The organism is Paraburkholderia jirisanensis, from assembly GCF_054782355.1.
In genome coordinates, this window is record NZ_BAAGSQ010000025.1 from 61,645 (window position 1) to 87,728 (window position 26,084).

At 64.9% G+C, this 26,084-nt stretch carries 23 protein-coding genes; 14 read left to right on the forward strand and 9 right to left on the reverse strand.

Translation table 11 applies throughout. From position 1 onward, the window contains the following. The first annotated feature begins 248 nt into the window (after positions 1 to 248). Together kdgR and ACYVNQ_RS12215 are read left to right on the forward strand one after the other, a co-directional pair. Positions 249 to 1,139 (forward strand): DNA-binding transcriptional regulator KdgR, encoded by an 891-nt coding sequence (gene kdgR, locus ACYVNQ_RS12210; protein WP_460902759.1) that lies wholly within the window; start codon positions 249 to 251, stop codon positions 1,137 to 1,139. Between the two features lie 343 nt (positions 1,140 to 1,482). After that, on the forward strand, positions 1,483 to 1,926 hold the full coding sequence (locus ACYVNQ_RS12215; protein ID WP_460902760.1) for a response regulator: 444 nt from the start codon (positions 1,483 to 1,485) through the stop codon (positions 1,924 to 1,926). Positions 1,927 to 2,042: 116 nt separating this feature from the next. On the opposite strand, the gene ACYVNQ_RS12220 is transcribed toward ACYVNQ_RS12215, so the two are convergent. The 3 genes from ACYVNQ_RS12220 to ACYVNQ_RS12230 are packed head-to-tail and all read right to left on the reverse strand — an operon-like array spanning position 2,043 to position 4,001. Then, a complete protein-coding gene (locus ACYVNQ_RS12220) occupies positions 2,043 to 2,654 on the reverse strand; it encodes a Fur family transcriptional regulator (RefSeq protein ID WP_460902761.1) in 612 nt (203 codons plus the stop codon). Positions 2,655 to 2,689: 35 nt separating this feature from the next. Beyond that, complete coding sequence (locus ACYVNQ_RS12225) at positions 2,690 to 3,316, reverse strand: glutathione S-transferase family protein (RefSeq protein ID WP_460902762.1); 627 nt, start codon at positions 3,314 to 3,316, stop codon at positions 2,690 to 2,692. Positions 3,317 to 3,374: 58 nt separating this feature from the next. Further along, positions 3,375 to 4,001 (reverse strand): glutathione S-transferase family protein, encoded by a 627-nt coding sequence (locus tag ACYVNQ_RS12230; protein ID WP_460902763.1) that lies wholly within the window; start codon positions 3,999 to 4,001, stop codon positions 3,375 to 3,377. Positions 4,002 to 4,206: 205 nt separating this feature from the next. Here ACYVNQ_RS12230 and ACYVNQ_RS12235 point away from each other — a divergent pair, with 205 nt between their 5' ends. Continuing rightward, on the forward strand, positions 4,207 to 5,874 hold the full coding sequence (locus tag ACYVNQ_RS12235; RefSeq protein WP_460902764.1) for an ATP-binding domain-containing protein: 1,668 nt from the start codon (positions 4,207 to 4,209) through the stop codon (positions 5,872 to 5,874). A 105-nt stretch (positions 5,875 to 5,979) separates the two neighbouring features. On the opposite strand, the gene ACYVNQ_RS12240 is transcribed toward ACYVNQ_RS12235, so the two are convergent. Beyond that, on the reverse strand, positions 5,980 to 6,936 hold the full coding sequence (locus ACYVNQ_RS12240; RefSeq protein WP_460902765.1) for a phosphoribosyltransferase: 957 nt from the start codon (positions 6,934 to 6,936) through the stop codon (positions 5,980 to 5,982). A gap of 232 nt (positions 6,937 to 7,168) precedes the next feature. Between ACYVNQ_RS12240 and ACYVNQ_RS12245 the strand changes: the two genes are divergently transcribed. After that, positions 7,169 to 7,699: a putative pterin-binding protein gene (locus ACYVNQ_RS12245; protein ID WP_460902766.1), complete on the forward strand. Its 531-nt coding sequence runs from the start codon at positions 7,169 to 7,171 to the stop codon at positions 7,697 to 7,699. Beyond that, positions 7,669 to 9,558: an ATP-binding response regulator gene (locus ACYVNQ_RS12250; protein ID WP_460902767.1), complete on the forward strand. Its 1,890-nt coding sequence runs from the start codon at positions 7,669 to 7,671 to the stop codon at positions 9,556 to 9,558. The genes ACYVNQ_RS12245 and ACYVNQ_RS12250 overlap by 31 nt, the downstream gene beginning before the upstream one ends. A 17-nt stretch (positions 9,559 to 9,575) precedes the next feature. Here the strand turns inward: ACYVNQ_RS12250 and ACYVNQ_RS12255 are convergent, their stop codons facing one another. Both ACYVNQ_RS12255 and ACYVNQ_RS12260 read right to left on the reverse strand, forming a co-directional pair. Next, the gene (locus tag ACYVNQ_RS12255) at positions 9,576 to 10,430 is read right to left on the reverse strand and encodes a helix-turn-helix domain-containing protein (RefSeq protein WP_460902768.1); all 855 of its coding nucleotides are present in this window, start codon (positions 10,428 to 10,430) and stop codon (positions 9,576 to 9,578) included. A gap of 225 nt (positions 10,431 to 10,655) precedes the next feature. Further along, positions 10,656 to 11,390 carry a FadR/GntR family transcriptional regulator gene (locus ACYVNQ_RS12260; RefSeq protein WP_460902769.1) on the reverse strand — a complete coding sequence of 245 codons (735 nt, stop codon included), beginning with the start codon at positions 11,388 to 11,390 and terminating at the stop codon, positions 10,656 to 10,658. A gap of 245 nt (positions 11,391 to 11,635) precedes the next feature. On the opposite strand from ACYVNQ_RS12260, the gene lhpH reads away from it, so the two are divergent. The 3 genes from lhpH (at position 11,636) to zwf (ending at position 15,293) form a co-directional block, all read left to right on the forward strand. After that, positions 11,636 to 12,643, forward strand: coding sequence for a trans-3-hydroxy-L-proline dehydratase (gene lhpH, locus ACYVNQ_RS12265; protein ID WP_460902770.1), 1,008 nt, complete (start codon positions 11,636 to 11,638; stop codon positions 12,641 to 12,643). Positions 12,644 to 12,668: 25 nt separating this feature from the next. After that, positions 12,669 to 13,625, forward strand: a complete 957-nt coding sequence (lhpI, locus tag ACYVNQ_RS12270) for a bifunctional Delta(1)-pyrroline-2-carboxylate/Delta(1)-piperideine-2-carboxylate reductase (RefSeq protein ID WP_460902771.1) — start codon at positions 12,669 to 12,671, stop codon at positions 13,623 to 13,625. Between the two features lie 183 nt (positions 13,626 to 13,808). After that, positions 13,809 to 15,293 carry a glucose-6-phosphate dehydrogenase gene (gene zwf / locus ACYVNQ_RS12275; RefSeq protein ID WP_460902772.1) on the forward strand — a complete coding sequence of 495 codons (1,485 nt, stop codon included), beginning with the start codon at positions 13,809 to 13,811 and terminating at the stop codon, positions 15,291 to 15,293. A 393-nt stretch (positions 15,294 to 15,686) separates the two neighbouring features. On the opposite strand, the gene ACYVNQ_RS12280 is transcribed toward zwf, so the two are convergent. Then, the gene (locus tag ACYVNQ_RS12280) at positions 15,687 to 16,646 is read right to left on the reverse strand and encodes a LysR family transcriptional regulator (protein ID WP_460902773.1); all 960 of its coding nucleotides are present in this window, start codon (positions 16,644 to 16,646) and stop codon (positions 15,687 to 15,689) included. 762 nt (positions 16,647 to 17,408) lie between these two features. On the opposite strand from ACYVNQ_RS12280, the gene ACYVNQ_RS12285 reads away from it, so the two are divergent. Further along, entirely contained in the window at positions 17,409 to 18,326 is a 918-nt protein-coding gene (locus ACYVNQ_RS12285) for an AraC family transcriptional regulator (RefSeq protein ID WP_460903564.1), read from the forward strand. Positions 18,327 to 18,454: 128 nt separating this feature from the next. Further along, positions 18,455 to 18,778, forward strand: coding sequence for a VOC family protein (locus tag ACYVNQ_RS12290; RefSeq protein WP_460902774.1), 324 nt, complete (start codon positions 18,455 to 18,457; stop codon positions 18,776 to 18,778). A 16-nt stretch (positions 18,779 to 18,794) separates the two neighbouring features. Here the strand turns inward: ACYVNQ_RS12290 and ACYVNQ_RS12295 are convergent, their stop codons facing one another. Further along, positions 18,795 to 20,285, reverse strand: coding sequence for a sensor domain-containing diguanylate cyclase (locus ACYVNQ_RS12295; protein ID WP_460902775.1), 1,491 nt, complete (start codon positions 20,283 to 20,285; stop codon positions 18,795 to 18,797). Positions 20,286 to 20,532: 247 nt separating this feature from the next. Here ACYVNQ_RS12295 and ACYVNQ_RS12300 point away from each other — a divergent pair, with 247 nt between their 5' ends. Both ACYVNQ_RS12300 and ACYVNQ_RS12305 read left to right on the forward strand, forming a co-directional pair. Continuing rightward, complete coding sequence (locus ACYVNQ_RS12300; protein ID WP_460902776.1) at positions 20,533 to 20,925, forward strand: MAPEG family protein; 393 nt, start codon at positions 20,533 to 20,535, stop codon at positions 20,923 to 20,925. Positions 20,926 to 20,955: 30 nt separating this feature from the next. Continuing rightward, positions 20,956 to 21,627, forward strand: coding sequence for an alpha/beta hydrolase (locus ACYVNQ_RS12305; RefSeq protein WP_460902777.1), 672 nt, complete (start codon positions 20,956 to 20,958; stop codon positions 21,625 to 21,627). A gap of 66 nt (positions 21,628 to 21,693) precedes the next feature. Here the strand turns inward: ACYVNQ_RS12305 and ACYVNQ_RS12310 are convergent, their stop codons facing one another. Continuing rightward, positions 21,694 to 22,677 (reverse strand): AraC family transcriptional regulator, encoded by a 984-nt coding sequence (locus ACYVNQ_RS12310; RefSeq protein WP_460902778.1) that lies wholly within the window; start codon positions 22,675 to 22,677, stop codon positions 21,694 to 21,696. Between the two features lie 535 nt (positions 22,678 to 23,212). Here ACYVNQ_RS12310 and ACYVNQ_RS12315 point away from each other — a divergent pair. Both ACYVNQ_RS12315 and ACYVNQ_RS12320 read left to right on the forward strand, forming a co-directional pair. Beyond that, the gene (locus ACYVNQ_RS12315; RefSeq protein ID WP_460902779.1) at positions 23,213 to 24,604 is read left to right on the forward strand and encodes a GH1 family beta-glucosidase; all 1,392 of its coding nucleotides are present in this window, start codon (positions 23,213 to 23,215) and stop codon (positions 24,602 to 24,604) included. Positions 24,605 to 24,719: 115 nt separating this feature from the next. Then, entirely contained in the window at positions 24,720 to 25,961 is a 1,242-nt protein-coding gene (locus ACYVNQ_RS12320; protein ID WP_460902780.1) for an ABC transporter substrate-binding protein, read from the forward strand. The last annotated feature ends 123 nt before the right edge of the window (positions 25,962 to 26,084 follow it).

The following is a 26,084-nucleotide window of genomic DNA, read 5'->3' on the forward strand; positions in this document are numbered from 1 at the left end:
TGAGGTGTCCGGAGCGCCGCTGGACTGCAATTTAGCATCGGGCCCGGAACAGCGTTCTAAAAAAATCGATGTTCGACGGTGATCGTTTACACCTATTTTTAAGCTATTCCGGCGGCATAATCTTGAGGTCCCATCATATGGGTTCCATAATTTCGGACCGACGTTCCGGAAATAATCGATTCATGCTCTAATGCGCGGCAGGCGGCGCGCGACAGCCCTTGGGAAAAAGTAACAACGGATCATCGAACATGTCGAATACGCCGAACACCCGCTTGGCAGCAAGAAAGCTGAAGGCCGACACCCCGTCCAACGAAATCGCGTTGCCCGGCAGTGCGGAGCTTGCTGCGGAAGGCGGTGTCGAGCGCGGCGAATCGGTCGCCGCAGTCAACAAGGTATTCGCGATCCTGCAGGCACTCGGCGAGAACAGCCAGATCGGCATCAGCGAACTGTCGCAGCGCCTCGTGATGTCGAAGAGCACGGTGCACCGCTTTCTGCAGACGCTCAAAGGGCTCGGCTACGTCGCGCAGGAAGAAGACACCGACCGTTATCGTCTGACCATCAAGCTGTTCGAACTCGGTTCGAAAGCTTTGGAAAGCGTCGACCTCGTGCGCGAAGCGGACGTACAGATGCGCCATCTTTCAAGGCTCACACGCGAAGCGATCCATCTGGGCGCATTCGACGACAACAACATCGTCTACATCCACAAGATCGACGCCGACTACGACCTGCGCATGCAATCGCGCATCGGCCGCCGCAATCCGCTGTACAGCACCGCGATCGGCAAGGTGCTGCTCGCCTCGATGGATCCGGTCGAGGCACGCAATGTGCTAACTGATGTCGTGTTCCGCAAGTCGACGCAGAAGACCCTGGCGTCGGCCGATGCCGTACTGAGCATCCTGCCGCGTGTGCGTGAGCAAGGTTACGGCGAGGACAACGAAGAGCAGGAAGAGGGGCTGCAGTGCATCGCAGTGCCGGTGTTCGACCGTTTCGGGCGAGTTGTCGCGGGGCTTTCGATTTCGTTTCCCAGCATGCGCTGTGGGGCCGATACGAAGGCACATTACGTGACATTGCTGAAAGATGCCGGGCGTGCAATTTCCGCACAACTGGGCTATCGAGACAGCAATCTCGCGCGAAATTGAGCATTGTGCACAGCGGCCGGTTGCTGCGGCGCCATGCAGTGCCGGCAGCCGCGTCAGTGCCTCGACGGTCACGCAAGCGCCTCATTTCGTGCGTAGTGTGGGCACGAAACTGCACGCCGAAGCACGTATGCTTCGCTGCGGTGCACTGAGCAGCAGCGTACACTTCACTGCAACTCGTCGGACACAACCTGGTCGATTAGCGGTAGACAGAAAAACAGGCGGCCGGCGAACAGCGCGCTGGCGGTCGATGTAACAACGTCATGCAGGGTGTGCAACGCATGCCATCTTTTCCGCTGCCGGCTCTGACGCGGCATGAGTGCTAAAAGCTCACGGCTACGTCAGGATGCATAACAGCTTTTTTGGTAACAACGCAAAAATGAACGGTGGATTAAGGCTCGATCAGGCGACGATCGTGCTTGTAGAAGATGACCCGCAAAACCGGGAATCGCTGAAGAGTTTGCTCGAATCGGAAGGCGCCCTCGTGGTGGCCGTGGCGGATGCGGAGGAGGGAGTCGAAGCCGCGGTACGTGTGATGCCTGACGCAGTCGTATGTGACATCGACTTGCCTGCGATGGACGGTTTCTACCTGATCCAGCGGCTGCGCGATCACGAGATACGCGGCGATCATGCACCTGCGGTGGCGGTTGCGTTGACCGGCCATACCGATGAAGCGTACAGGCTGCGCAGTATCGGCGAAGGATTCCAGCACTTCATGACGAAGCCGGCCCGGCCGGAGACGTTGGTGACGTTGCTGCACAACGCAATCGGTGCGCGTGCGGCAGGTTGAGGCAGGTTGGGGCGGGTTGATGCAGGTGCGGCACGGCAGCAGGCGTGCCGCGCGAGCGCCGCGTACGCAGTGCGGTATGCGCGCGCAGACCCGCTATGTGCCCAGCTCTGCGCCGTTCAGCTATGGGCTTCGGTATCGCTGGCCGCTTGCGCGGCCTGACAGGCCGCGCACAAGCCTTTCAGTTCGATTTCCTCGCCGGCGAGGCGATACCCCGCATCTTCGATTTGCGCGACGAGCGCTGCACGCAGCTTCGGCTGATGCAGCTCGGTGACGTTGCCGCACTGCTGGCAGACCACCAGAATGCCATGCTGACATTGCGTCAGATCGTGACAGACGGTGAACGCATTGATCGATTCGATGCGATGCACGAGACCGGCGGACAGCAGGAAATCGAGTGCGCGATACACGGTGGGCGGTGCCGAGCCCGGGTGGATGGCCCGCATATCGTCGAGCAGCGAATAGGCTTTGGTGGCGCGCCCGGATTCCAGCAGCAACTCGAGCACCTTGCGGCGAATCGGCGTGAGTTTCTCGCCGCGTTCGCGGCAGTAGGCATCGGCCAGCGCAAGCGCCGCTTCCTGTGGATGTGACGCCGGGTCGTGCGCGTCATGGTCATGCGCAGCGTCGTGCGGCGCATGCGCGTGATGCGCCGCGTGCTGCGGATCGGGATGAGGGTGTGCGCGTGCCGGAACCGGTTTCCCGGCCGCCGCGGAGGCCTTTGCATTCTTCATAGGCTTGATTATAAAGGTCCGGCGCGCGCGCCGGCTTAGTCGAGCTTCACGTCGAAACCGCGTTGCACCGCGGGCCGTGCAAACAGCGTCTGGTACCAGCGCTGTACATTCGGGTAATCGGCCAGATCGACCTTGTGCCGCTCGTGGCGCCAGGCCCAGCCGAGAATCGCGAAATCGGCCACCGACAGTTCGCCGGCGACGAATTCGCTGACGCCGAGGCGCGTATTTAGCACCGTGTACAGGCGGCGGGTTTCGTCGTGAAAGCGCTTGAGTCCATAACGGCGTTCGCTCTCGTCCTGCAGCGCGGCGAAGTGATGAACCTGGCCGGGCATCGGCCCGAAGCCGCCCATCTGCCACATCAGCCATTCCAGCACCGGTACGCGCTCGCGCAAACTTTTGGGCAGGAACTTGCCGGTTTTTTCGCCCAGATAGAGCAGGATCGCACCCGATTCGAACACGCTGATCGGCTTGCCGTCGGGGCCATCCGGATCGACGATCGCCGGAATCTTGTTGTTCGGGCTGAGCGCGAGGAAATCCGGCTCGAACTGCTCCTTCTTGCCGATGTTGACCGGCTTGACCGTGTACGGCAGTTGCATTTCTTCAAGCGCGACGCTGATCTTGCGTCCGTTGGGTGTGGCCCAGGCGTATAGCGTGATGGTCATGATAGGTAAGCGTGTCGATGCTGCGGGGCGGGGTGGCCGGTCGCCGGCCGCGGCGCGTTCAGGTGAGCGGGAGATCCACGTATTTCTTGAAGCCGGAGCGCGTCGCAAGCCGCGAGTACCAGCGCTCGAGACTCGGCAGCGACGGGCGCTCGACGCCCTCGAGCCCGAACCAGCGCTTCGCATACGAACCCAGCACGATGTCGGCCAGCGTGAACGTGTCGCTATTGATGAAGAAGCGCGTTTGCAGTTGCGCATCGAGCATTTTCCACAGTGCGCCGACGGCGTCGACATCCACCGCGAGTTTCGCGAGGTCGCGCTTGTCGGCGGGCGTGCGCACCACCGTCAGGAACACGGAGCGCTCGGCCGGAGCGAGTGTCGTGATGGTCCAGTCGAGCCAGCGGTCGATGCTCGCGCGGGTCTTCGCATCGTCCGGGTACAGCGTGCTCGACTGCCCGTATTGCATCACCAGATAACGCAGGATCGAATTCGATTCCCACAGCACGAAGTCGCCGTCGACGAGGGTTGGAATCTTTCCCGTCGGGTTCATCGCGAGATACGACGGCTCGTTGTTGCGGCCGAATTGCATGCCCGCATCGATGCGGTCGTACGGCAGCACCAGTTCGTCGCAGCACCACATCACTTTTTGAACATTGACGGAATTGGCGCGTCCCCAGATCGTAATCACCGGCAAAAATCTCCTGACTTGGCAGTTGGCAAGCCGCGCGGCGGCGCGGCGTTTTGCGTTCAACCGGTAACGATACACGAAGCGCACTTATCTTACCGGCCCGACGCTGAAAGCGCGGTTTGCGATGCGTACAATGAGCGCTTCGCGCGCTTTGCCCGCGCGTCCCCTTTGCGTTACTTTCGCGCGCTAACCGGAGTTGCACCGCATGGCCCGCATCGTTCCCGACGACTGGAAAAGTCTTGCCGCCACCGGCGCTGCCGCGCGCGAACGCGAGACGCTTGCGCTGTTCGAAGAGACACTGCCCGCCGATTACACCGTGTATCACGGCGTGCACTGGACGCGTCTGAATCAGGGCGGCTTCTCGGTGTTCGGCGAAGCCGACTATGTGATCGTGTCGCCGTCGGGCCGCGTAATGATCGTCGAGCAGAAAACCGGCTTTCTGCGTGAAACCCCGAAGGGGCTGGTGAAGGCCTATCTGCAAACCGAACGTAATGTGGCGATCGCGCTGGCACGCACCATCGAAAGTCTGCACCGGCGCTTTACCGCCGCATTCGGCGCGGGCACGTATTTCATCGAAGAGCTGCTGTACTGCCCGGATCATGCGGTCAAGGATGCGTCGATTGCCGGCGTAGACCCGGCGCGCATCGTCGATGCGACGCGCAAGGACCGGCTCGCCGCGATCATTCGCGCCGCGCTGCCCGCCGACGAGCCGCGCCTGCCGTGCGCCGCGAAAATCCATCACTTCCTCGCCGACGAACTGGCGCTGACGCCCGATACCAGCGCGCTGGTCGGTCAGGCGGGCACGCTGGTCACGCGCTTGTCCGGCGGTCTGGCCACATGGGCGCGGCGTCTGGAATTCGCGCCGTTCCGGCTGCGCGTAGTGGGCACGGCGGGCTCCGGCAAGACGCAACTGGCAGTGCAGGTAATGAAAGACGCGGTCGCACGCGGCGAGCGGCCGCTGTACGTGTGCTTCAACCGGCCGCTGGCCGATCACATCGCGCGGGTCGCGCCGCCTGAGGCGAAGGTGCTCAACTATCACCAGCTGTGCGACGCGGTCGCGCGCGAGGCTGGCCGTGCGCCCGACTTCGCCGCGCCGGACGTGTTCGAGCAACTCGAAACCGCATTCGCGCAAACGCCGATCGACGCGCGCTGGCAATCCGATGTGTTGATCGTCGACGAAGGCCAGGACTTCCGCGAGCCCTGGGTGCCGGCGCTCGAGCGCATGCTGCGGCCGGGTGGCGCGTGGTGGTGGCTCGAAGACCCGCTGCAGAACCTGTATATGCGTGCGCCGGTCGCGTTGCCGGGCTGGACCACGCTGAAGGAAGCGACCAACTATCGCAGCCCGCGCGATATTCTCGATTATCTGCGCGAGCTGCTCGGCGCGACTGTGCCGCTCGCCGCACAACTGGCGGCCGCAAGCCCGTTCGACGGTTCCGACATCGCACTATCGATCTACGACGAAACGAACCCCGCCGACAGCTGCATCGACATGACCAAGCGTGCGATCACGCAGGCGCTGTCGCTCGGTTTTCGCAAGCAGGACATCGTGGTGCTGTCGTTCCGCGGTAGAGAGGGCTCGGTGCTGGCCGCGCTCGATCAGCTGGGCCCGCATCGTGTGCGCAGCTTTACCGGCAAGTACGATCTGTTCGGCAACCCCGAGTACCGCGAAGGCGACGTGCTGCTCGAATCGATCTACCGCTTCAAGGGCCAGGCCGCGCCATGCGTGATCCTGACCGAAGTCGACTTCGCCGCGTTCGACGAGCGCAGCGCGCGCAAGCTGTTCGTCGGCGCGACGCGCGCGACGATGAAGCTGATCGTGGTGGCTTCGCGGCGCGCCGCGAAGCATCTGCATCTGGCGGATGCACAGGATTGACGGCTGATTGACGCTCGAGCGTCGAGCGTTGCGGGCTGAAGAATGTAAATCACGCACCAACGTTCGCACGCCCCGCCGCGCGCACGCGCGTTCAGCCTGCCGCGTTCAGGCGTCGGCCCGCCACGGCAACGCATTGACCAGCGTGCCGCTGCGCGTGGCCGCATCCCACCAGATCACGCGCAACAGCGGCGCCGCCTGCGCGATACGCAGCGCCTGCACCGGATCGCTCTCGATGAAATGCGTGACGCCGCAGCGCAGCGCCGCAGCCGCCTTGTGTGCGGCGGCGCCGGCTGGCGTGTCGTCGTGCGCATCGGGCATCCGCATCACCAGCTCGAGATGACCGAAGCCATGCCGCTCGAGCCACGCGCGGGTGCGTTCGACATCGTGATGCGGGCGCCCGGTGATCACCGCACGGACCTGTTGCAAGTCGATTTCCGGCAACACATCGAACGGCTTCAGATCGTCGCGTTCGGCGAGCGCGGCGCTCAGATCTTCGCCGTAGCGTTCGAGCGGCACATCGGGTAGCAGCACGCCGTCGAGGTCGATCGCATAGGTCGCGTATTCGTGATCCTGCGCCATCTCCGGCATGTCGCCGGCTTCGACCTGCAGCCAGTCTTCGCGATAACGGTCGGTATAGGCCTGACGCTCCCACGGGAATAACGCAAAGTAGCCGGACGCGTCGTTCGCGTAATCGGGACGGATGCGGCTGATTTCGTCGAAGGCGCCGGTCAGCGTCTTGACGACCAGCCCGTGCTGCTCGAGAAACGCGATGCAGTCGATCAGCGTGAAGCCGCGGCCCGCGATGTCTTCGCACAGCAGGATTTTCGAGCCCGGCGCGGGCAGCGGCAGCGAGGAATCCCACGTCACGTGGCGCGCACGGCGGTCGTAGCTGAGGAAGGCGACCGGCACGCCGATGCTGTGCGAGGCCATCAGCGCGAGCGGGGCGCCGCCGCGCAGGATGCCGATTGCGGCCGCGAAGTCTTCTGCCAGCAGGGCCGGCTGCAGCGATTCGATCCAGTGATCGAGCTGTTCATAAGAAAGCGGGAGAACGGGCTTGTTCATGGCTGACGTTCGCTTGCGGTCATTAGGCCGATGGTTTCGATAGTTGCAACCGCCGGCGTGACGGCTTTTTTGAGGTGGAGGCGATATTATGCATGCGGTTCACAGATTCTGTGCTCTGACAGGCGCGGTTCGCGGGTCGGCGCGCAATACAGGCAAGCCCCGGTACCCTCGCGAACACGAGTGCGAACAAGCGTGAACAAGCACGAACAAACGGAAAATAAAAGGCCAGACAATGCAGAAACAACACGGGAACGGCCGGCTCGGCCGGTGGATGCGGTACGGTTTGTTGTGCGGTGTGTTTGCTTTTGGGACCATCGATGCACTTGCGGTCAACGCGAGCCAGCTGTCGCTCGACGTGACAGGCAAGATCGGGCACACCAATGATGCGGCACACCAGGTTTTTCATTTTTCCGAGGCCGAACTGCTCGCGCTGCCGACTCATTCGATTTCGACGTCGACCACCTGGACGCCCAAATCGACCTTCACCGGCCCGCTGCTCGCGGATATCCTGAAGACGGTGGGTGCCTACGGCCAGAACCTCGAGTTTCACACCTACGACGATTACACCTACACCGTGCCGATCGCCGATTCCGACCGTTACGGGGTCGTCGTCGCATACAGCATGAACGGCAAGCGGCTCAAGGTCAGCGACTTCGGCCCGCTCTTTCTGATTTATCCGCGCGATGCTTACCCGTCTGAACTGACGGGCGGCGCCGCGGACGCGAAATTCGTATGGCAGATCAAGTCCCTGATCGTGAAGTGAAGCGCGGGTTACCGCAGCGCGGGCTGCTGAAGCACCGGCTGTCGCGCCGTCTCGTCTATGTGCTGATCTGGCTCACGGCGCTTGCCGCACCGACCGCGGCGATCGGCTATCTGCTGTACACCGCGCTGCTGAATCCGCGCGAGACGCAAACCATCACCGGCACGTACGACGGCTTCTACTGGGACGCCGCGCAGCTGCAGATCGCGTACGCGCGCCTCGAAAGCCAGTTGCTGCAATACGAGACCGGAGTCGACTCCGACTACGACGCGCTACGGCTGCAGTACCACGTGCTGCAGTCGAAGCTGCGCGTGATGGCCGGCTCGACGCGCCAGCTCGCCGCGCAGGCCTCGCTGATCGACCAGCAGCGGCGCGAGATCGAATCGCTGACCACCATGCTGAGCGATCTCGAGCCGACCCTCGATGCGTTGCCGCGCGAGCCGAAGCTGGCCGATCGCATCGTGCTGGAGTTGCGCGGCCATTGGGAAGAGGTGAACGACCTCGCGCTCGGCCGGCGTTTTGCCGATATGGCGGATCGCGAAGCGATGAACAGCGACTTCATCGCCAAGCGCCGCATGCTGTTCGCCGGCGGCCTGCTGCTGCTGATGTTGTCGGCCGCGGCCAGCGCGCAGCTGGTGGTCAACGCGCGGCGCCGCACCAAGCTGATCAAGCAGCAGCGCGCGGCGCTCGAAGCCGAGCACCAGGCGAGCCGCGCGGCGCGCGAAGCCAGCCTCGCGAAGGACGCGTTTCTCGGCATGATCAGCCACGAGTTGCGCACGCCGCTGCACGCGATCGTTTCATCGATCGAACTGCTCAGCTTCAACTCGCATTCGGAAGCGGACCAGAAAGTGATCCGCCGGCTCGATACCGCGGCGCGCCAGCTCGAAACGCAGATGAAGGACCTGACCGACTACGCGCGCCTCGGCGCCGGCAAGCTCGAGTTGCGTCACGAGCAGTTCGATCCGCGCGAGCTGCTGGCGTCGATCGCCGACGTCAGCGAGCCGACCGCGGCCGCGCGCGGGCTGGTGTTCCGCTGCGGCGCGATCGGGCGCGTCGGGCTGGTCGAATCGGACCCTCACCGGATCCGCCAGATCGTCAACAACCTGGTGATCAACGCGATCCGCTACACCGAGCGGGGCACCGTCGAGCTGCATTTCGAGCAGCGCGAGCACGCGCTCGTGATTGTCGTCAGCGATACCGGCTGCGGCGTGCCGCACGCGCAGATTCCGTTGATCTTCAAGGAGTTCACGCGCCTCGAGGATGCGCGCACGCGGCGCTTCGACGGCGCGGGGATGGGTCTGGCGATCGTGCAGGGACTGATCGATCTGTTCGGCGGCGAGATCGACGTGGACAGCCGGGTCGGCGTCGGCACGACCTTCACGGTGACGATTCCGGTGAAATCGGTCGAGCCGGGTGTGGCGGCGAGCGTCGCGGCGCATGCGCAGGAGGGTGGGGCGCAGCCGCACGTGCTGGTAGTCGACGACAACCAGCTGGTGCGCGAATCGCTGTCGGAAATGGTTGCGCACATGGGCTATGACGCGGCAGCGGTGGGCGGCGTCGACGAGGCGCTTGCATGGCTGCGCGCCCACACGTGCGAGCTGATCCTGCTCGATCTGCAGATGCCGGAGAAGGACGGCTACGCGTTCATGGCCGAGTACGCGCCGCGCGGCGCGCCGGCGCCGCGTGCGCCGGTGATCGCGGTGAGCGCGTATGCGCCCGAATTGCAGGGCAGCGCCGCCGCCAGTCTGTTCTTTGAGAGCCTGAGCAAACCCGTGCACTACGACGTGCTGCGCGCAGCGGTGGACCGTGCGCTTGCGGCGCGCTACGCGGCAGCGGCGAATGGTCGGGACATAGCCCGGTAGCAGCGTGTCGTGCGCCGCTACGGCCGCCCGAGCCGCTTCGACAGATCCGCAACCAGAATCGCCATGCGCGCCGGCTTCTCATAGCAAGCAACGTCATAGCCGCGCACGATCTCGCTGATTTCCGATTCGCTGGCCTTGCCGGTCAGCAGTTCGCCGGTCAGCACGAAGATCGGCGCGTCGGGGTTTTCCGACGCGCGCACCGAACGGATCGCGTCCGCCGAGGTCTGGCTGCCGAACAGCCAGTCGATCACCACACCATCGAACACCTGCGTCTGCAGCGTCTCCGCAAAGGCGGCGAGACCGTAGATCGCCATCGCCGCAAAGCCGCTGCGCTCCAGATAGTCGCGCAGGTTGTCGGCGGAGGCGCGATCGTCGTCGACCACCGCGATCAGCGGCTTGTCGGCCTCCGCGCGGCGCGGGTAGATCTCGATCTTGTGCACCTCGAACGCGTTCTGGTACAGCGCGCCGTCGTGCCGCACCACGCGCCACTGGTCCTGTTTCGACCACGCGATGAATTCCGGCCGGCTGCCGGCTTCGACCGGCGAGCCGACCCACGCGATGCACGCCAGCTCCAGCGTGCCGACGCTGAACAGCGCCTCCTGCGCGGTCGCGCCGACCATGCCCGGATCGAGCGTCTGCGCGCCGAACAGCTGCGCGGCGGGCTCGCCGAACACTTCCGCGACCTTGCGGATCTGCGATAGCGTCCACGGGCTGTTGCCGCGCAGTTTGCGATGACCCTGCGAAAAGCTCAGGTCGAGAATGCGGCACAGCTCGCTGGTCTGCTGGCGCTTGGCGATACCGTGCCGGCTCATCAGTTCGCGCACACGCTCGGCGACGGCAAGGGAGTCCGGTGATTGAGCTTCGTTGGGCATGCTGGCTGTTTTTTCGATTGTCGAGTTATTCATCGGGCATAAGGTGCGCGTCACGCTATTCTAACGAGTAAGCTGATGCAAAATGCATCAGGATGACTACCCGATTGCTGCAAATGGGTGCAGCACCGCTGTGCAGGGCCGCGCATGTGTTGCGTTTCTGTTGCGCGCGCCGTGTTCGCGTCGGGTTGGGGTGGTGCTTGCGCCGTGTTTGCGTCCGGCGCGCCGTCATTTCGGTGCGATATCGCGCCGCACCCGGATGATGTGCTGCTCGACGTAAAAGGCCGCCGCATCGGCATCGCCGTTGACGATCGCCTCGTAGATCAACCGGTGTTCCGACACGTAAAGCCGTACCCGGCTCAGATCGTAAATGCCGTCGTCCTTCAACCGCTTCCACAGCGGCTGGTTCATCGCCTTCGCCACTTCGTCGGCGATTTTGACCAGCAGTGCGTCGCCGGTCATCACGGCAAGCTGACGGTGAAACAGCCGGTCGCTATCGTTCCACAACACGCGCTGCGCGGCGTCCGTTACGTCGACGATCGAATCCATCTGCGCCAGATAGTGCTCGGCCATCGCGTCGCGCTGTGCGTGCGCCGCGGCACGCCGCGCGATCGCCGGCTCCAGCACGATGCGCACGTCGAGCGCGGAGCTCGGGCTGATGTCGGCGTCGGGCGCCGGCGCGGTGCCCGCCGCCGGCACCGTGGCGAGACGCTGCGGCGCGTCGGCGTTCACGTAGGTGCCGGAATTGCGGCGCGTATGCACCAGCCCCTCGTTCTGCAGCGCACCGAGCGCCTCGCGCACCGCCGGCCGGCCCACGCCGAAGCGGGCCGCCAGCTCGCGTTCCGACGGCAGCCGCGCCTCGGGCGGGAACTGGCCGGCGCGGATATCCGCACGCATCCGCTCGGCAACCTGCTCATAGATCTGCTTGGGGCGGAACGGATAGTCTGGCGGCAGGAGCGTCATGGCCTTGTGCAATAAGGTTGTTCCAGAATCTGACCAGTTCAGTGATTATTTTTGATATTGGTTGATGCGCAACCAAAGCTGGTCTACATTCAGCGCCAGTATAGAGCAGCCATGCGGAAGGAGACATTAATGATCTGCACGCGGGATCATGCTGGCGCGTCGTCACGAGCGACGTGGGCAGCAAGCAGAACAAGCGCAGCCATCGAAGCCACCCGTGCTGCGGGAGCCATCGGAGCACCGCATTCATGAAACTGAATCGCGTGATCAGCACGGTCGAAGTGCATACCGGCGGCGAGCCGTTCCGGATCGTCACGAGCGGGCTGCCGAAGATTCCCGGCAAGACGATCGTCGAGCGCCGCGCGTGGTTGAAAGAGCATGCCGAGCCGATCCGCCGCGCGCTGATTTTCGAGCCGCGCGGGCATGCGGACATGTACGCCGGCTATCTGACCGATCCCGTCAGCGACGACGCGGATTTCGGCATCATTTTTGTCCACAACGAAGGGTATAGCGACCATTGCGGACACGGCGTGATCGCGCTGGCAACCGCGGCCGTGTCGCTCGGCTGGGTCGAGCGCACCGAGCCGGAAACGCGGGTGGGCATCGACGCGCCGTGCGGCTTTATCGAAGCGTTCGTCAAATGGGACGGCAACCATGCGGGCAGCGTGCGCTTCGTGAACGTGCCTTCGTTTGTCTGGCAGCGCGACGTGAGCGTCGAGACGCCGAGCTTCGGCACGGTGCACGGCGATATCGCGTTCGGCGGCGCGTTTTATTTCTACACGTCGGGCGTGCCATTCGACCTCGCGGTGCGCGAGACCGAAGTGGAGCGGCTGATCCGCTTCGGCGCGGAGGTCAAGCGCGCCGCCAATGACGCGTTCAAGGTACGGCATCCGCTGATTCCCGAGATCGACCATATTTACGGCACGATTATCGATAACGCGCCGCGGCACGCGGGCTCGACCCAGGCGAACTGCTGCGTGTTCGCGGACCGCGAAGTGGACCGTTCGCCGACCGGCTCCGGCACGGCGGGGCGCGTCGCGCAGCTTTACTCGCGCGGCGCGCTGAAAGCGGGCGAGACGCTGGTCAACGAATCGGTGATCGGCACGATCTTTCGCGGCCGCGTGTTGCGCGAAACGAAGCTCGAGCGCTTCGACGCGGTGATTCCTGAAATCGAAGGCGATGCGTTTATTTGCGGCTTTGCGAACTGGATCGTCGATGAACGCGATCCGTTGACCTACGGGTTCCTGGTGCGCTGAGCGCACCGCGTTTGCGGGAGACGTCATGACGGGCAGCACCCCCAGCCACACACCGATTTTCGATGCCGCCGAAACCGCGCGGCTCACGCCCTATCCGGCCCTGGTCGACGCGCTGCAGCGCGCGGTGCTCGATTACACGCAGCAGCGCATCACGAGCCCGGAGCGCCTCGTGGTGCCGCTCAACGACGACGGCGTGCTGCTGTCGATGCCGGCTACCGCGCAGGATCTGGCGATTCACAAGCTGGTCAACGTGTGCCCGCGCAACCGCGAGCGCGGCATCCCGACGATTCACGGCCAGGTGATGGCGATCGAACCGGATACCGGCGCGACGCTGTTCATTCTCGACGGGCCGACGGTGACCGGCCGCCGCACCGCGGCGATCACGCTGCTCGGCGTGCGCACGCTCGGGCGCGCGGCGCCGCGCGACGTGCTGCTGATCGGCACCGGCACGCAGGCGGCGAACCATCTGCAGGCGCTTGGCGAGTTATATCCGCAGGCGCGCATCCGGGTGCGCGGCAGCGCGCCGGGGCGCGCGCAGGCATTCTGCGACGCGCACGCGGGCAGCGCGCGCCATCTCGAGGTGCTCGCCGGCAGCGACGTGCCGGATTCGGTGGATCTGGTGATCGCGCTGACCACCAGCCGTCAGCCGGTGTACGACGAAGCGGCGCGGGCCGGACGGCTCGTGGTCGGGGTCGGCGCATTCAAGCCGGAGATGGCGGAAATCGGCGCGCGCACGCTGGCCGGCAGCGCCATTTTCGTCGACGATCCGGCTGGCGCGCGTCACGAGGCGGGCGATCTGCTGCAGGCCGGGGTGGACTGGGCGCAGGTGCGCGGGTTGGCGACGGCGCTCGACGCGGCGTCCGGAGCGGCCACGCCCGTGGCGGACGACAGCGCGCCGCGCGTCTTCAAGACGGTAGGCTGCGCGGCGTGGGATCTGGCGACAGGGCGGGTGGCGCGAGCGTCGCTGGCGTCTGCAAACTGACGGCGCGCGAGGCGCTCATTATCTGCAGCACGAGCGTTCTACGTGCAAACAAGCCGAAAACGTTGCACCATAGGCGTCTCGCAAAGCAGCGCCGCGGCCGGACCCGGGTCCGCCACTGCAGCCGGCGCGTTTGCCTGCCGTTTCAGTCTCTCCCCGCTCTTCTTACCTTGACGCGACTGCGCTATGACGACCTCCAACGCTTCCGCCACGCCTGACCTTCCGCTGGACATGATCATTTTCGGCGGCGCCGGCGACCTGTCCGCCCGCAAGCTGCTGCCCGCGCTGTTCATGGCGCATTCGCACGGCAATCTGCCGGCCGACACGCGCATCCTGGCGATCGGCCGGCGCGAGTGGTCGCGCGAACAATATGTGTCGTTCATGGACGAGCATTCGCGCCCATTTATCGAGAGCAAGGCGTTCGACGCCGCCGCATGGGACAAATTTCTCGCGTTGTTCGAATACGTGCGCGTGAACGTTGACGAGGCCGCCGATTACGCCCGTCTCGCCGAAGCCTCGCGGCCGAACGCACAGCGCATCTTCTATCTGGCGACTTCGCCCGAACTGTTCACGACGATCTGCGACAACCTCGACGCGCACAAGCTGGTGGACAAGAGCTCGCGCGTCGTGCTTGAAAAGCCGCTCGGCCACGACCTCGCGTCGGCGCAGGCGATCAACAACGCGGTCGGCAAACATTTCGACGAAACGCAGATCTACCGGATCGACCATTACCTCGGCAAGGAAACGGTGCAGAACCTGATGGTGCTGCGCTTTGGCAATGCGATTTTCGGGCCGCTGTGGCAGGCGCCGTATATCCGCAGCGTGCAGATCACGGTGGCGGAGACGGTGGGCGTGGGCAGCCGCGCCGGCTTCTACGACCAGACCGGCGCGATGCGCGACATGGTGCAGAACCACCTGCTGCAACTGCTGTGCATCGTCGCGATGGAGCCGCCGGTGTCGCTCGACCCGAACGCGGTGCGCGACGAAAAGCTGAAGGTGCTGCGTTCGCTGCGGCCGATGTCGGCGGAAGACATCGCGCGCGACACGGTGCGCGGCCAGTACACGGCGGGCGCGGTGGGCGGCGAGCCGGTCAAGGGCTATCTCGACGAGGCGAACGTGCCGCCGGAAAGCCGCGCGGAAACCTTCGTCGCGCTGCGCGCGTACATCAACAACTGGCGCTGGGCGCACGTGCCGTTCTTCCTGCGCACCGGCAAGCGCCTCGCGAAGAAGCAGTCGGAAATCGTCATCGAGTTCGCCGATCTGCCGTTCTCGATCATGCCGAACAGCCCGTGCGGCCCGCGCAATTGCGGCAACCGGCTCGTCATCCAGCTGCAGCCGGCTGAGTCGATCCAGCTGCAGATGCTCGCGAAGGAGCCGGGCAGCGGCATGCGCACGTTGCCGGTGAACCTGAATCTGGACCTCGAGCAGGCTTTCACGGGGCGTCGCGCGGAAGCGTACGAGCGTTTGCTGATCGACGTGGTGCGCGGCCGCCTGACCCATTTCATGCGCCGCGACGAACTGGAAGCGGCGTGGGCTTGGGCTGATCCGATCATCGAAGGCTGGAAGCAGGCCGGCGACCGGCCGCGTCCTTATACGGCCGGCACCTTCGGGCCGGGCGCCTCGACCGCGCTGATGGCGCGGGAAAATATGGTGTGGTCGGAAGAGTCGTAAGCATTTGGCCGCAGCAGCGCGCCGCCGGGCCGGGCAGGCCGGCGGCGCTGCTGTTGAGCGCCGGCTGAACGGGCTGCGTTCCAGCTCTTCGGCGCCGGGGTAGGAACATTCCGCGGTGTGCCCAACGTGCCGTTGCCGGCATGCTGAACGCGGACCGACGCGGACCGACGCGGACCGACGCGGACCGACGCGGACCGACGCGGACCGACGCGGACCGACGCGGACCGACGCGGACCGACGCGGACCGACGCGGACCGACGCGGACCAACGCGGACCGACGCGGACCGACGCGGACCGACGCGGACCGACGCGGACCGACGCGGACCGACACGCACCGACACGCACCGACACGCACCGTCAGCCTCAGCTGCACCCCAACCGCGCTGCACCCCATCAAGCCGTATGCAACCCGCCGCGCATCAGCTCGCGCACCCGCGACATATCCGCTTCGACATGCCCAGCCTGCTCGAACAGCTCCGCCAACCAGTCGACGAACGCGCGCACCCGCGGCGACACGCGCCGCCCCTTCACATACGCGACGGACACGCTCATCGGCACCGGCTTCCACTCAGGCAGCACTTCACGCAACAAGCCGCTCTCGAGCCACGGCTGCGCGGCGAGGCGCGCAGGCTGAATCAGCCCATGCCCTTGCAGCCCACACGTGAGGTAAGCCTGCTCGTCGTTGACGCTGACAAAGCCATCCACTTTCACCGCGAGCACGCTGCCCTCCACGTCGAAATCGAAGTTGACCACGCGCCCGTTGTGCCGCGAGATGCAATTCACCGCAACGTGCCGTGCGAGATCGTCGAGGCTCTCCGGCATGCCGTGGCGTTCCAGATACGCGGGGCTCGCGCAGGTCACATGTTCGAGCGTGCCGAGGCGCCGCGCGGCGAGACCTGAATCGGGCAGTTCGCCCAACTGGATGCTGCAGTCCACCGCTTCGCCGACCAGATCCACCGCGCGATTGCTGATGCCGATCGCCAGATCGATATTCGGGAAGCGCACATGGAAGTCGTCGAGCGCCGGCAGCACGAGCGCAGTGGCGACCGCGCCCGGCATCTCGACGCGCAAGCGTCCGCTTGGGTTGGCATTGCTCTGCTTGAGGCTCGCTTCCATCTCGTCGATGTCCGCGAGAATCTGCGCGCAGCGCTCGTAGTAGGCGGCGCCTTCCGGCGTGAGACTCAGGCGCCGCGTGGTACGGATCAGCAATGCGGTGCCGAGCATCGCTTCGAGGTTCTGGACGATCGTGGTGGCGGTGGCGCGCGGCATGCCGAGCGATTCCGCGGCGCGTGTGAAGCTGTTGGTGTCGACGATGCGGATAAACGTACGCATAGCCTGGATACGGTCAATCACGTGACTTCTCCTGTCAAAACAATGCCGATGAATCATCGAGGCAACGCACGGCGAACCGGCAACGGCTGAGCGGCCGGCGCGCGCTTCCAATGGAAACGCGCGCCGGCACAGCAAACGCAAAACGCAGGGGTGCCGCTGCGCTGCATGCGGCGCATATGAGGGAGAAAAGCGTGCGTCCTGCTGCCCGGTTACTGCCTGAGCGAAACGATGATGAAGCGATACTGCGAGCGAGACTTCAAACCGTTCTTGCTGTTTCTGCCGGTCGTGACGATCTTCACGACCCGCCGCTGCGCGATGGCTTGCGATGCGCGAAGGTCCGGTGCGCGGCGCGTTCGAGATGCGCCCGCTCGAGGTTGATCCGGATTCCTGCGAACGAAGCCTGCGGATGAGTAGCTTGAACTCCGTAGCGTTGAAGTGGGTAGCGTCGAGCCGGGGTGCGCGGCGTTGCAACGCGAGGTTGCAGCGAATGCGCGAGCGGCCTTTAAAACGCTGGGGAAACGCTTGAGAACGGTATTTCGTCAGGGTTCCCATAGTAAGCATCGCGCGCATGCCCGGGAATACCTGAAGGTCTCGAAGATTTGCCTATTTCTCGTCGCGTCAAACGCTGACGAGCATTTGGTGCTAGATTTCAAGCCTTATTCTGTAGCGCAGCCAGACGCGCTGCACAGTTTCGATCCAACCTTCGCCATGACGTTCATCCCAGATATTCTCGATGCACCTGTTCTCGATGCACCTCGTCCGGTGAGCCGCGCGCAGCGGCACATGGTCGAGCTGTTCGGCCGGCTCGCGCCGACGGACGGCTTCACGCAATCGTGCGTGCGCGGTGTCAAGCTGCTGCGCGCGAGCCGGCCGATGCCGCGCCGGCCGGTGATGTATGAGCCGAGCATCGTGATTGTCTGCCAGGGCCGCAAACGCGGCTTTCTCGGCAGCCAGTCGTTCGCGTACGACGCTCAGCAGTACCTCGTGCTGTCGGTGCCGCTGCCGTTCGAATGCGAGACCGAGGCCAGCGAAATCGAACCGTTCCTCGGCATCGGCATCGATCTCGATCTGACGATGGTCGCCGAACTGCTGATGCTGCTCGACGACAATCACGCCGGCATTCGCGCCGAGCCGCGCGGCATCTATTCGACACCGCTCGATCCGCTGCTGTCCGATGCGGTCGAGCGGCTGCTCGAAGCGCTGGCCGCGCCGCTCGATGCGCGCGTGCTCGCGCCGTCGATCGTGCGCGAGATCTGCTACCGCGTGCTGACCGGCGAGCAGGGCCATGCGGTGCGTGCGGCGCTTACACACCAGCAGCATTTCGGGCGTATCGCGAAGGCGCTGCGGCGCATTCATAGCGACTACGACAGCGTGCTCGACGTGGATACGCTGGCGCGCGAGGCCGGCATGAGCCTCGCGGTGTTCCACGCGCAGTTCAAGACCGTCACGGCTACATCGCCGATGCAGTACGTGAAGACCACACGGCTGCACCATGCGCGGCTGCTGATGGTGCAGGACGGTTTGAACGCGGGGCTGGCTGCGGCAAGGGTGGGGTATGAGAGCGCGTCGCAGTTCAGCCGCGAGTTCAAGCGGCTGTTCGGCCTGTCGCCCACCGACGAAGTGCGCCGTGTGCGCGCAGCGCTCGAGGCGCCACCGGTCAGCATTGCGCCGCCGCCGCGGCATCTGGTGGCGGCCCGCTGAGGTGGTGGGCCTGCCCGGTGCCTAAGCCGGGTAATCGCTATACCAGCATGCCTGCTTGACTGGTTAAGCCGATGCGGCTTTCGTACGATGCGCCGGTAGGTCCTGACATCCACTCAAAGGAGACCGGCATGAAACGCTTTCACATCGCGCTCGCGGTAGCGAACCTCGACGCGTCGATCGCCGACTACACCGCGCGCCTCGGGCAAGCGCCCGCCGCGGTGGTGCCGGGCCACTATGCAATGTGGCGCACCGATCTGCTGAATTTTTCGATCAACGAGAACCCGCAACGCGCCGGCCAGTTACGTCACCTCGGCTTCGAAGACGATGCCGCCGCAGGCTTCACGAGCACGCGCGATGTCAACGGCATCGAATGGGAGCTGTTCCCGGCAAGCGAGCAGGACCGGCGCATCGTCGAGATGTACGGCGTGCCGGTTCGCTCGTCGCCGGGCTGAACCACCACGCCGCGCATCATTCGTCCCGCTTCACTTCATCGCGATTCGCGTGCTGCGCGCGTTTTTCCTCGTACATCAGCAAATCCGCCTTCTGCACCGCGGTTTCGATGCGCTCGCCGTGCTGCACGGTGGCCGCGCCCATCGAGAAGCTGAGCAGCGCGCCCGGATAAAACTGGTTATTCAGCTCGACCAACTGCCGGATCGTATCGATCATCGCCGCGCCGCCGCGCTCGTCGGTGCCGGGCAGCAGCACCGCGAACTCGTCGCCGCCGATGCGCGCGGCGTTGAACGGCGTTTCCATCGCCTTGGCGAGCACCTCGCCGGCGCGGCGCAGCAGCGCGTCGCCGGCCGCGTGACCCAACTGGTCGTTGACGCGTTTCAGGCCGTTCAGGTCCGCCATGATCACCGTCACCGGATGCGGGCCCTTGCGATCGAGCCGGTTCAGTTCGTCGACGTAGAACGAGCGGTTGCGCAGCTTGGTCAGCACATCGTGCTTGCCGAGAAACTCCAGATACGCCTCGGCCTTCTTGCGCGCGGTGATGTCGGTCAGCGCGACCAGCACCAGATCCCAGGTGCTTTCATGGCCCGGCAGCACCGAGAATTGCAGATGCACATGTACTTCGCCGCCGTCGAGCGAATAGTTCAGCACTTCGCGCTGCTGGAATAGCTTGTTGTCCCACAGGTCGATCAACTGCTCGCGGAAATGCGGCCGCATGTCATCGCGAAACACGTCGGCGAGGCGCGCAAACAGCGTTTTCTTGTCAGGCGCGGCAAACATGTCGAGCGTGTGCTGGTTCACGTCGAGCACGTGGATTTCCTGCATGCAGCGCTCGACGAATTCCGGATGCACGTCGGTAAACACGCGAAAATCGACAATGCCGGCGGCGCGCGCATCGTCGATCAGCCGCTTGATCGAGCTGAAATCCTCGACCCACAGCGACACCGGCGAATGCTCGAATAGCCCGCGCGCGTACTGCTCGGCCAGCGTGATGCGCTGATGCGCGCTGTCGAGTTCGGTGATGTCCTCGACCGACACCAGCACGCGGTCCCAGCGCGCCTCGTGGCCCGGCAGCAACTGGCCCTTGAGCAGCACGTTCAGACGCCGGCCGCCCAGCGTGTAGTTGACCGTCTGGCTCGTGAAGTGCGGCTGGCCGGCCCACAGCTGGCACAGCTCTTCGAGATGGGTTTTCAGCATGTCGTCGCGGAACACGGCGGCGAGGTTGTCGGTCAGCATGCTGGAATCCGCCGCTTCGAACAGCGCCAGCGTCTTGCGGTTGACCTTGATCACGCGGATCCGGCTCGCGCAGGCCGCCACCCGCTGCGGGTCTTCGAGCAGATACGCGCGCAGGTCCGTGACGCCGGCCGCGCGCCATTGCTCGAACAGTGCGCGCACGCCGCTGAAATCTTCGAGCCACAGCGAAACGGGGGCGAGCTCGAACATGTCGGCGTCGTCGGTCGGCGTGGCAAGGTCGGGCTGCGCGGCGCGGGCAAGATCGGAATTCGGCATAAGGCATCCGTAATGACGTAAGGCGCTATTTTAAGGCGGGTCGCGGGCCCGCCAACAGCAGCGGCGCTGGACGTCGCGCTCTAGCGCCAGCGATAGCCGCTGCGCACTGGCATCCGCGCCCGCAGCCCGGCGTCCCGCAAGGCTGCGCAGCAATACGTCGCGACCGGTGCGCACACTGCGCTCGCGCAATGGCATGATGCAGGGCCATACCACGCCCAACGCACGGCCCACAAGGAGGCAACACCGTATGACGACCGAACTGACGCTACTCGCGTGGGCCCTCGTGCTGGCGCTGATCCAGGTCCTGCTGCCCGCGATGCTGCGCAACCGCGAAACCGGCATCCCCTACAATGCGAGCCCGCGCGATACGCCCAGCGTGCCGGCCGGCAAGCTGACCGGCCGGATGCAGCGCGCGCAGCGCAACCTGTTCGAGACCTTGCCGGTGTTCGCCGCGGCGATCCTGATCGCGCACGTCGCGGGCCGCGAAGGGCCGCTGACGCTGTGGGGCGCATGGCTCTACCTGCTGGCGCGCATCGTCTACGTGCCGCTCTACGCGGCGGGCATTCCGTACGTGCGCTCGCTGGCATGGGTCGTGTCGCTTGCGGGTATCCTGCTGGTTTTGCGAGCTGTCCTTTTCTGAATTTCGTTGCGCTTACTGGAGCCGTCCGACATGAACGACCCATCGTCGACCATTGAAATCGAAACCGCGCCGAACCCGGAATTCGCCGTGATCCTGATGCACGGTCTGGGTGCCGACGCGAACGATTTCGTGCCGCTGATTCCCGAGCTACGCCTTGCCAACGCGCCCGGCGTGCGCTTCGTGTTCCCGAACGCGCCGCAGATCGCCGTGACCGCGAACAACGGCTATGTGACGCGCGCCTGGTACGACATCCTGTCGTTCGAAGGGCTGAACCGGCAGGTCGACGAGGCCGGCATCGAAGCGTCGTGCGCGACCGTGCGGCAACTGATCGACGCGCAAAACCGGCGCGGCATCGCGACTTCGAAGATCTTTCTGGCGGGCTTTTCGCAGGGTGGCGCGATGACGTACTCGGCCGGCCTCACGCATCCGGATGCGCTGGCGGGTTTGATCGTGATGTCCGGCTATCTGCCGTCGCAGCGCTACGTCGAAAGCCATTCAAGCGACGCGAACCGCAACACGCCGATTTTCGCCGCGCACGGCACGCACGACGACGTGCTGCCGCTGCGTCTGGGCGAAGCCGCGCGCGACTACGTGCTGGCGCAGGGCGGCAGCATCGAGTGGCACGCGTATCCGATGCCGCATTCGGTGTGCGGGGAAGAGATCGCCGCGATGCGTGCGTGGCTGATCGAGCGGCTGGTCTGACGGGCCGCGCGGCAAGCGTGCAGTTGGCGTGCGGCAAGCGTCCTGCAAGCACCTGCCGCGGCGGCGTCAAAAACCTGCGGTTTCGAGAACCGGCGCTGCGCTGGCTTCAGGCGAGTTCACCTCCGCGCTCATCGCATACTCGCGCGGCGTCATCGCATAACGCTCCTTGAAGGCGCGGCTGAAGTGCGCAGCACTCGCGAAGCCGCACTGGAACGCAATTTCCTGAATCGCGCCTTTCGGCGTCTGCACCAGCAGCCGCGCCGCCCGCTCGAGCCGCAACGACCACGCGTAGCGCATCGGCGACAGGCCGCTGGCCTTCAGCGAGCGGGTCAGCGTGCTGGTCGACAGATTCAGTTCTTTGGCCATGCCGGCGAGGCTCAGCTCCGGGTCGCCGATGCGGCGCGCAATTAGCTGCCGCGCGCGCAACGCGGTGGCCGCGCTCGAATGCGTCGAGGCCGGCTGCGCGCCCGGGCCGATCACGACGTCCATCAGATCCAGACACTGGTCGCCCAGACGCTCGAGCAGCGGCGTGCTTGCCTTGCCGACGTGGGCGCCCAGGCCGAGCACGAAATCGCGCACCGCGCGCACGTCCGGCGCGTCCTGGGCCGGCGCGTGCAGCGACTGAAAGCGGTGGCGTAGGCCGCGTTCGCGCAGCGCCGTTTTGGACAGCTTCAGGATCGTCATCCGGGTCGGCTCGCGAAACACTTCATCGAAGCCGAAACGCGGATCGACAAAGAACAGCGCGCCGTCGCCGAACGACATGCGTTGTCCCTTCTGCTCGATCGTCACGCTGCCGTCGCGCACGATTTTCAGGAACAACGTGTCGTCGTCCCAGCCCGCGCCGCCGTGGGTATCCGGCGAAACCACCTGCCAGGCGAGCTCGGCGTGGATCACATCTGTGCGGCCTGCGCTGCCGATCGATACGTTGGAGCGGGCGGTGTGCTCCGTGTCGATGCGACACTGAATGCCTTGCTGCGACATCGTGTCGATCCACGCGTGCCGGTTCAGCGGCGCGCCGTTCCAGATGTGCACGTCTTGTTCGGGGTCCACTGAATTGCCTCTCCTGTGTCAAAGACCATGCAGCTGTGTGTTCGCCCGCGAGTCTGGCCGAGCGGCTGCACGTTGCAGCGGTGTGGCGTGCCGATTCGTCCAGCATGCTAACGATCGGCGGCGCCGTTATACAGCTAACAGCGTATTCGTCTTTTTATTCCGTTTTGGCACCGCTGGAAGCCAGTTGGGAGCTGGCTGTCACTCCCGCTGTCAGTCCGGTTAGCCGGCCGCAGTGGGCGCGGGCAGCGAGCCAGAACACGCAACGTCAGGCGGCTTTCAGGCGGGCTCGAGATGGGCTGTCGCGCGCCGCGCATAAACGTGCAAAATGCGGTGCACGCGGCGGCGTGCGATGCACTGTGCATGCGGGTGTACAGCGCGTCCGGCGGTGATCCAGACAAACCCGGATTGCTGCTACAAAAGCGCCACTGCTATCGTGCGCTGGTCGGGTGGAAGCGCTTCCATCGCGCATCCATTCAGGGTGATTCAAGCATCCAGTCGAACCACCCGCGCTCTCAACCTTGCGACAGGAGTATCCGTGGCTCAACACGCAGTGGAATCTCTCGAAGTGCAGCGCGGCGACGCATTTGCGCCGTCCTCCGACTCGGCGCTATGGCGCAAGGAATTCCTGTTCGGCGCGGCCACCGCGGCGTATCAGATCGAAGGCGCGGTACACGAAGACGGTCGTCTGCCCTCCATCTGGGATACCTTCTCGGCGACGCCCGGCAAGGTGCTGCGCGGCGACACGGGCGCCATTGCGTGCGACCACTACCACCGCTGGGACAGCGACATCGATCTGCTCACCTCGCTGAATTTCGAGGCATACCGGCTGTCGATCGCGTGGCCACGCGTGATGGACGAAGCGGGACGGCCGAACCGCAAGGGCCTCGATTTCTACAAGCGCCTGCTAGGCAAGCTGAAGGACAAGGGCCTGCAGACCTATGTGACGCTTTACCACTGGGACTTGCCGCAGCATCTGGAAGACCGCGGCGGCTGGCTGAACCGCGACATCGTGTACCGCTTCGCCGACTACGCAGACCTGATGAGCCGCGAACTGGCCGGCCACGTCGACGCATGGATGACGCTCAACGAGCCGTGGTGCTCGGCGTTTCTCGGCTATGGCAACGGCCATCACGCGCCGGGCCTCGCGCAGCTGCGTTACGCGACCCAGGCGATGCATCATTTGCTGCTGGCGCACGGGCATGCGACGCGCGTGCTGCACGAAAACGATCCGGGCTCGAAAAAGGGCATCGTCGCGAACGTCGGCAAAAGTTCGGCGAACTCGCCGAGCCCGGCCGACGTGCGCGCCGCACAACTGTTCGAAGTGCAGCACAACGCATGGATTCTCGACCCGCTGCTCAAGGGCGAATATCCGGCCGACCTGTGGTCGCTATGGCCGGGCGCCGAGCCGCTGGTGCTCGAAGGCGACCTGAAGACGATCGCCGCGCCGCTCGATTTTCTCGGCATCAATTACTACTTCCGCACCAACGTCGCGAGCGACGGCGCGCACGGCTTCACCGAAGTGCCGCTGGCCGATGTCGAGCGCACGCAGATGGGCTGGGAGGTCTACCCGGACGGCCTGCGCGACCTGCTGACCGGCTTTCACCGCACCTACGCGAACCTGCCGCCGATCTACATCACCGAAAATGGCATGGCCTCCGATGATGCAGTCAGCGATGGCCGCGTCGACGATCCGCAGCGCATCTCGTTCCTGAAGCGCCACCTCGCGGCGGTCGATCAGGCGATCAAGGCCGGCGTGGACGTGCGCGGCTATTTCGTGTGGTCGCTGCTCGACAACTTCGAGTGGGCGTTCGGCTATGAACGGCGCTTCGGCGTGGTGCATGTCGACTACCGCACCCAGCAGCGCACCATCAAGCACAGTGCGCAGCTGATCTCAAAGTTCCTGCAGGAGCGCGCCGCGCGTACCTGATCCTGCGTGTTGTCCGATTTGTCCGACCCACTACAAACTGGACGCGAGCCGCCGTGCGCGGCGGCCCGCAGCCGACTTGCACAAGAAGGCAGGCTGACAGCCTGAAGGAGACGCAATGAGCAGCAGACGGTGGTTGGCCACTGGCGCAACGGCGCTGGCACTGGCCTGCGCCAGCAGCTTCGTACAAGCGCAGGCGCTGAAGGCGAACGTGATTCACTGGTGGACCTCGGGCGGCGAATCGGCGGCGATCCGTCAGTTCGCCGATGCGTACAACAAGGCGGGCGGCCAGTGGGTCGACAACGCGGTGGCCGGCGCCGACCAGGCGCGTGCCACGGCAATCAACCGGATCGTCGGCGGCGATCCGCCGACCGCCGCACAATTCAACACGTCGAAACAGTTTCACGACCTGATCGACCAGGGGCTGCTAAACAACGTCGACACGGTGGCCAACAAGGAAAACTGGGCGGCCATCTTTCCGGCGTCGATCCTCGACAGCATCAAGGTAAAAGGCCATTACTACGCGGCGCCGGTCGATATCCATATGCAGGCGTGGTTCTTCTATTCGAAGCCGGTGTTCCAGAAAGCGGGCATCGCCGCCGAGCCGCAGACCTTCGACGAGTTCGTCGGCGATCTCGACAAGCTGAAGAAGGCCGGCGTGATTCCGCTCGCATTGGGCGGCCAGCCGTGGCAGGAAAAAATCACCTTCGACGCATTGCTGGCGGACGTCGGCGGCACGGACCTTTATCTGAAGGTGTATCGCGAGCGCGACGCGAACGCGGTTAACTCCGCGGCGTTCAAGAAAGTGCTCGCATCGTTCAAGAAGCTGCACGATTATGTCGATACCGCGTCGCCGGGCCGCAACTGGAACGACGCGACCGCGCTGGTGATCACCGGTCGCGCAGGCGTGCAGATCATGGGCGACTGGGCCAAGGGCGAATTCTCGGCGGCCAACCAGACAGCGGGCAAGGACTTCGGCTGCTTCCCGGGCTTCGGGCCGCACTCGCCGTACATGGTGGCAGGCGACGTATTCGTGTTCCCGAAAACCGACAACGCCAACGCGATCAAGGCGCAGGATCTGCTCGCCACGGTGATGACCTCGCCGGCCGCGCAGGTCGCGTTCAGCGCGAAGAAAGGTTCGATTCCGATCCGCCCGGACGTCGATACGGGCCCGCTCGATATCTGTGCGAAAGAGGGCATTGCGATCATGAAGGACAAAGCGCGTCAGCTGCCGAACCCGGAGATGCTGATTCCGCCGGACGTGCAGGGCGCACTGACCGACGTGATCACCAATTTCTGGAACAAGAACCAGTCGGTCGACGACGCGCAAAAGGCTTTCGCCAGCGCGCTGAAGGGCTAAGCGCGCGATGGGCACGCTCAAGCCGGCGCTGCCGGAGCTTTCGGCGCGCACCCGGCCCGCGGCATCGGCCGCCGCGGCGGGGAGAGCCGGTCGCGGCCGCCCGCGCCGTGCGCGCTGGCACTT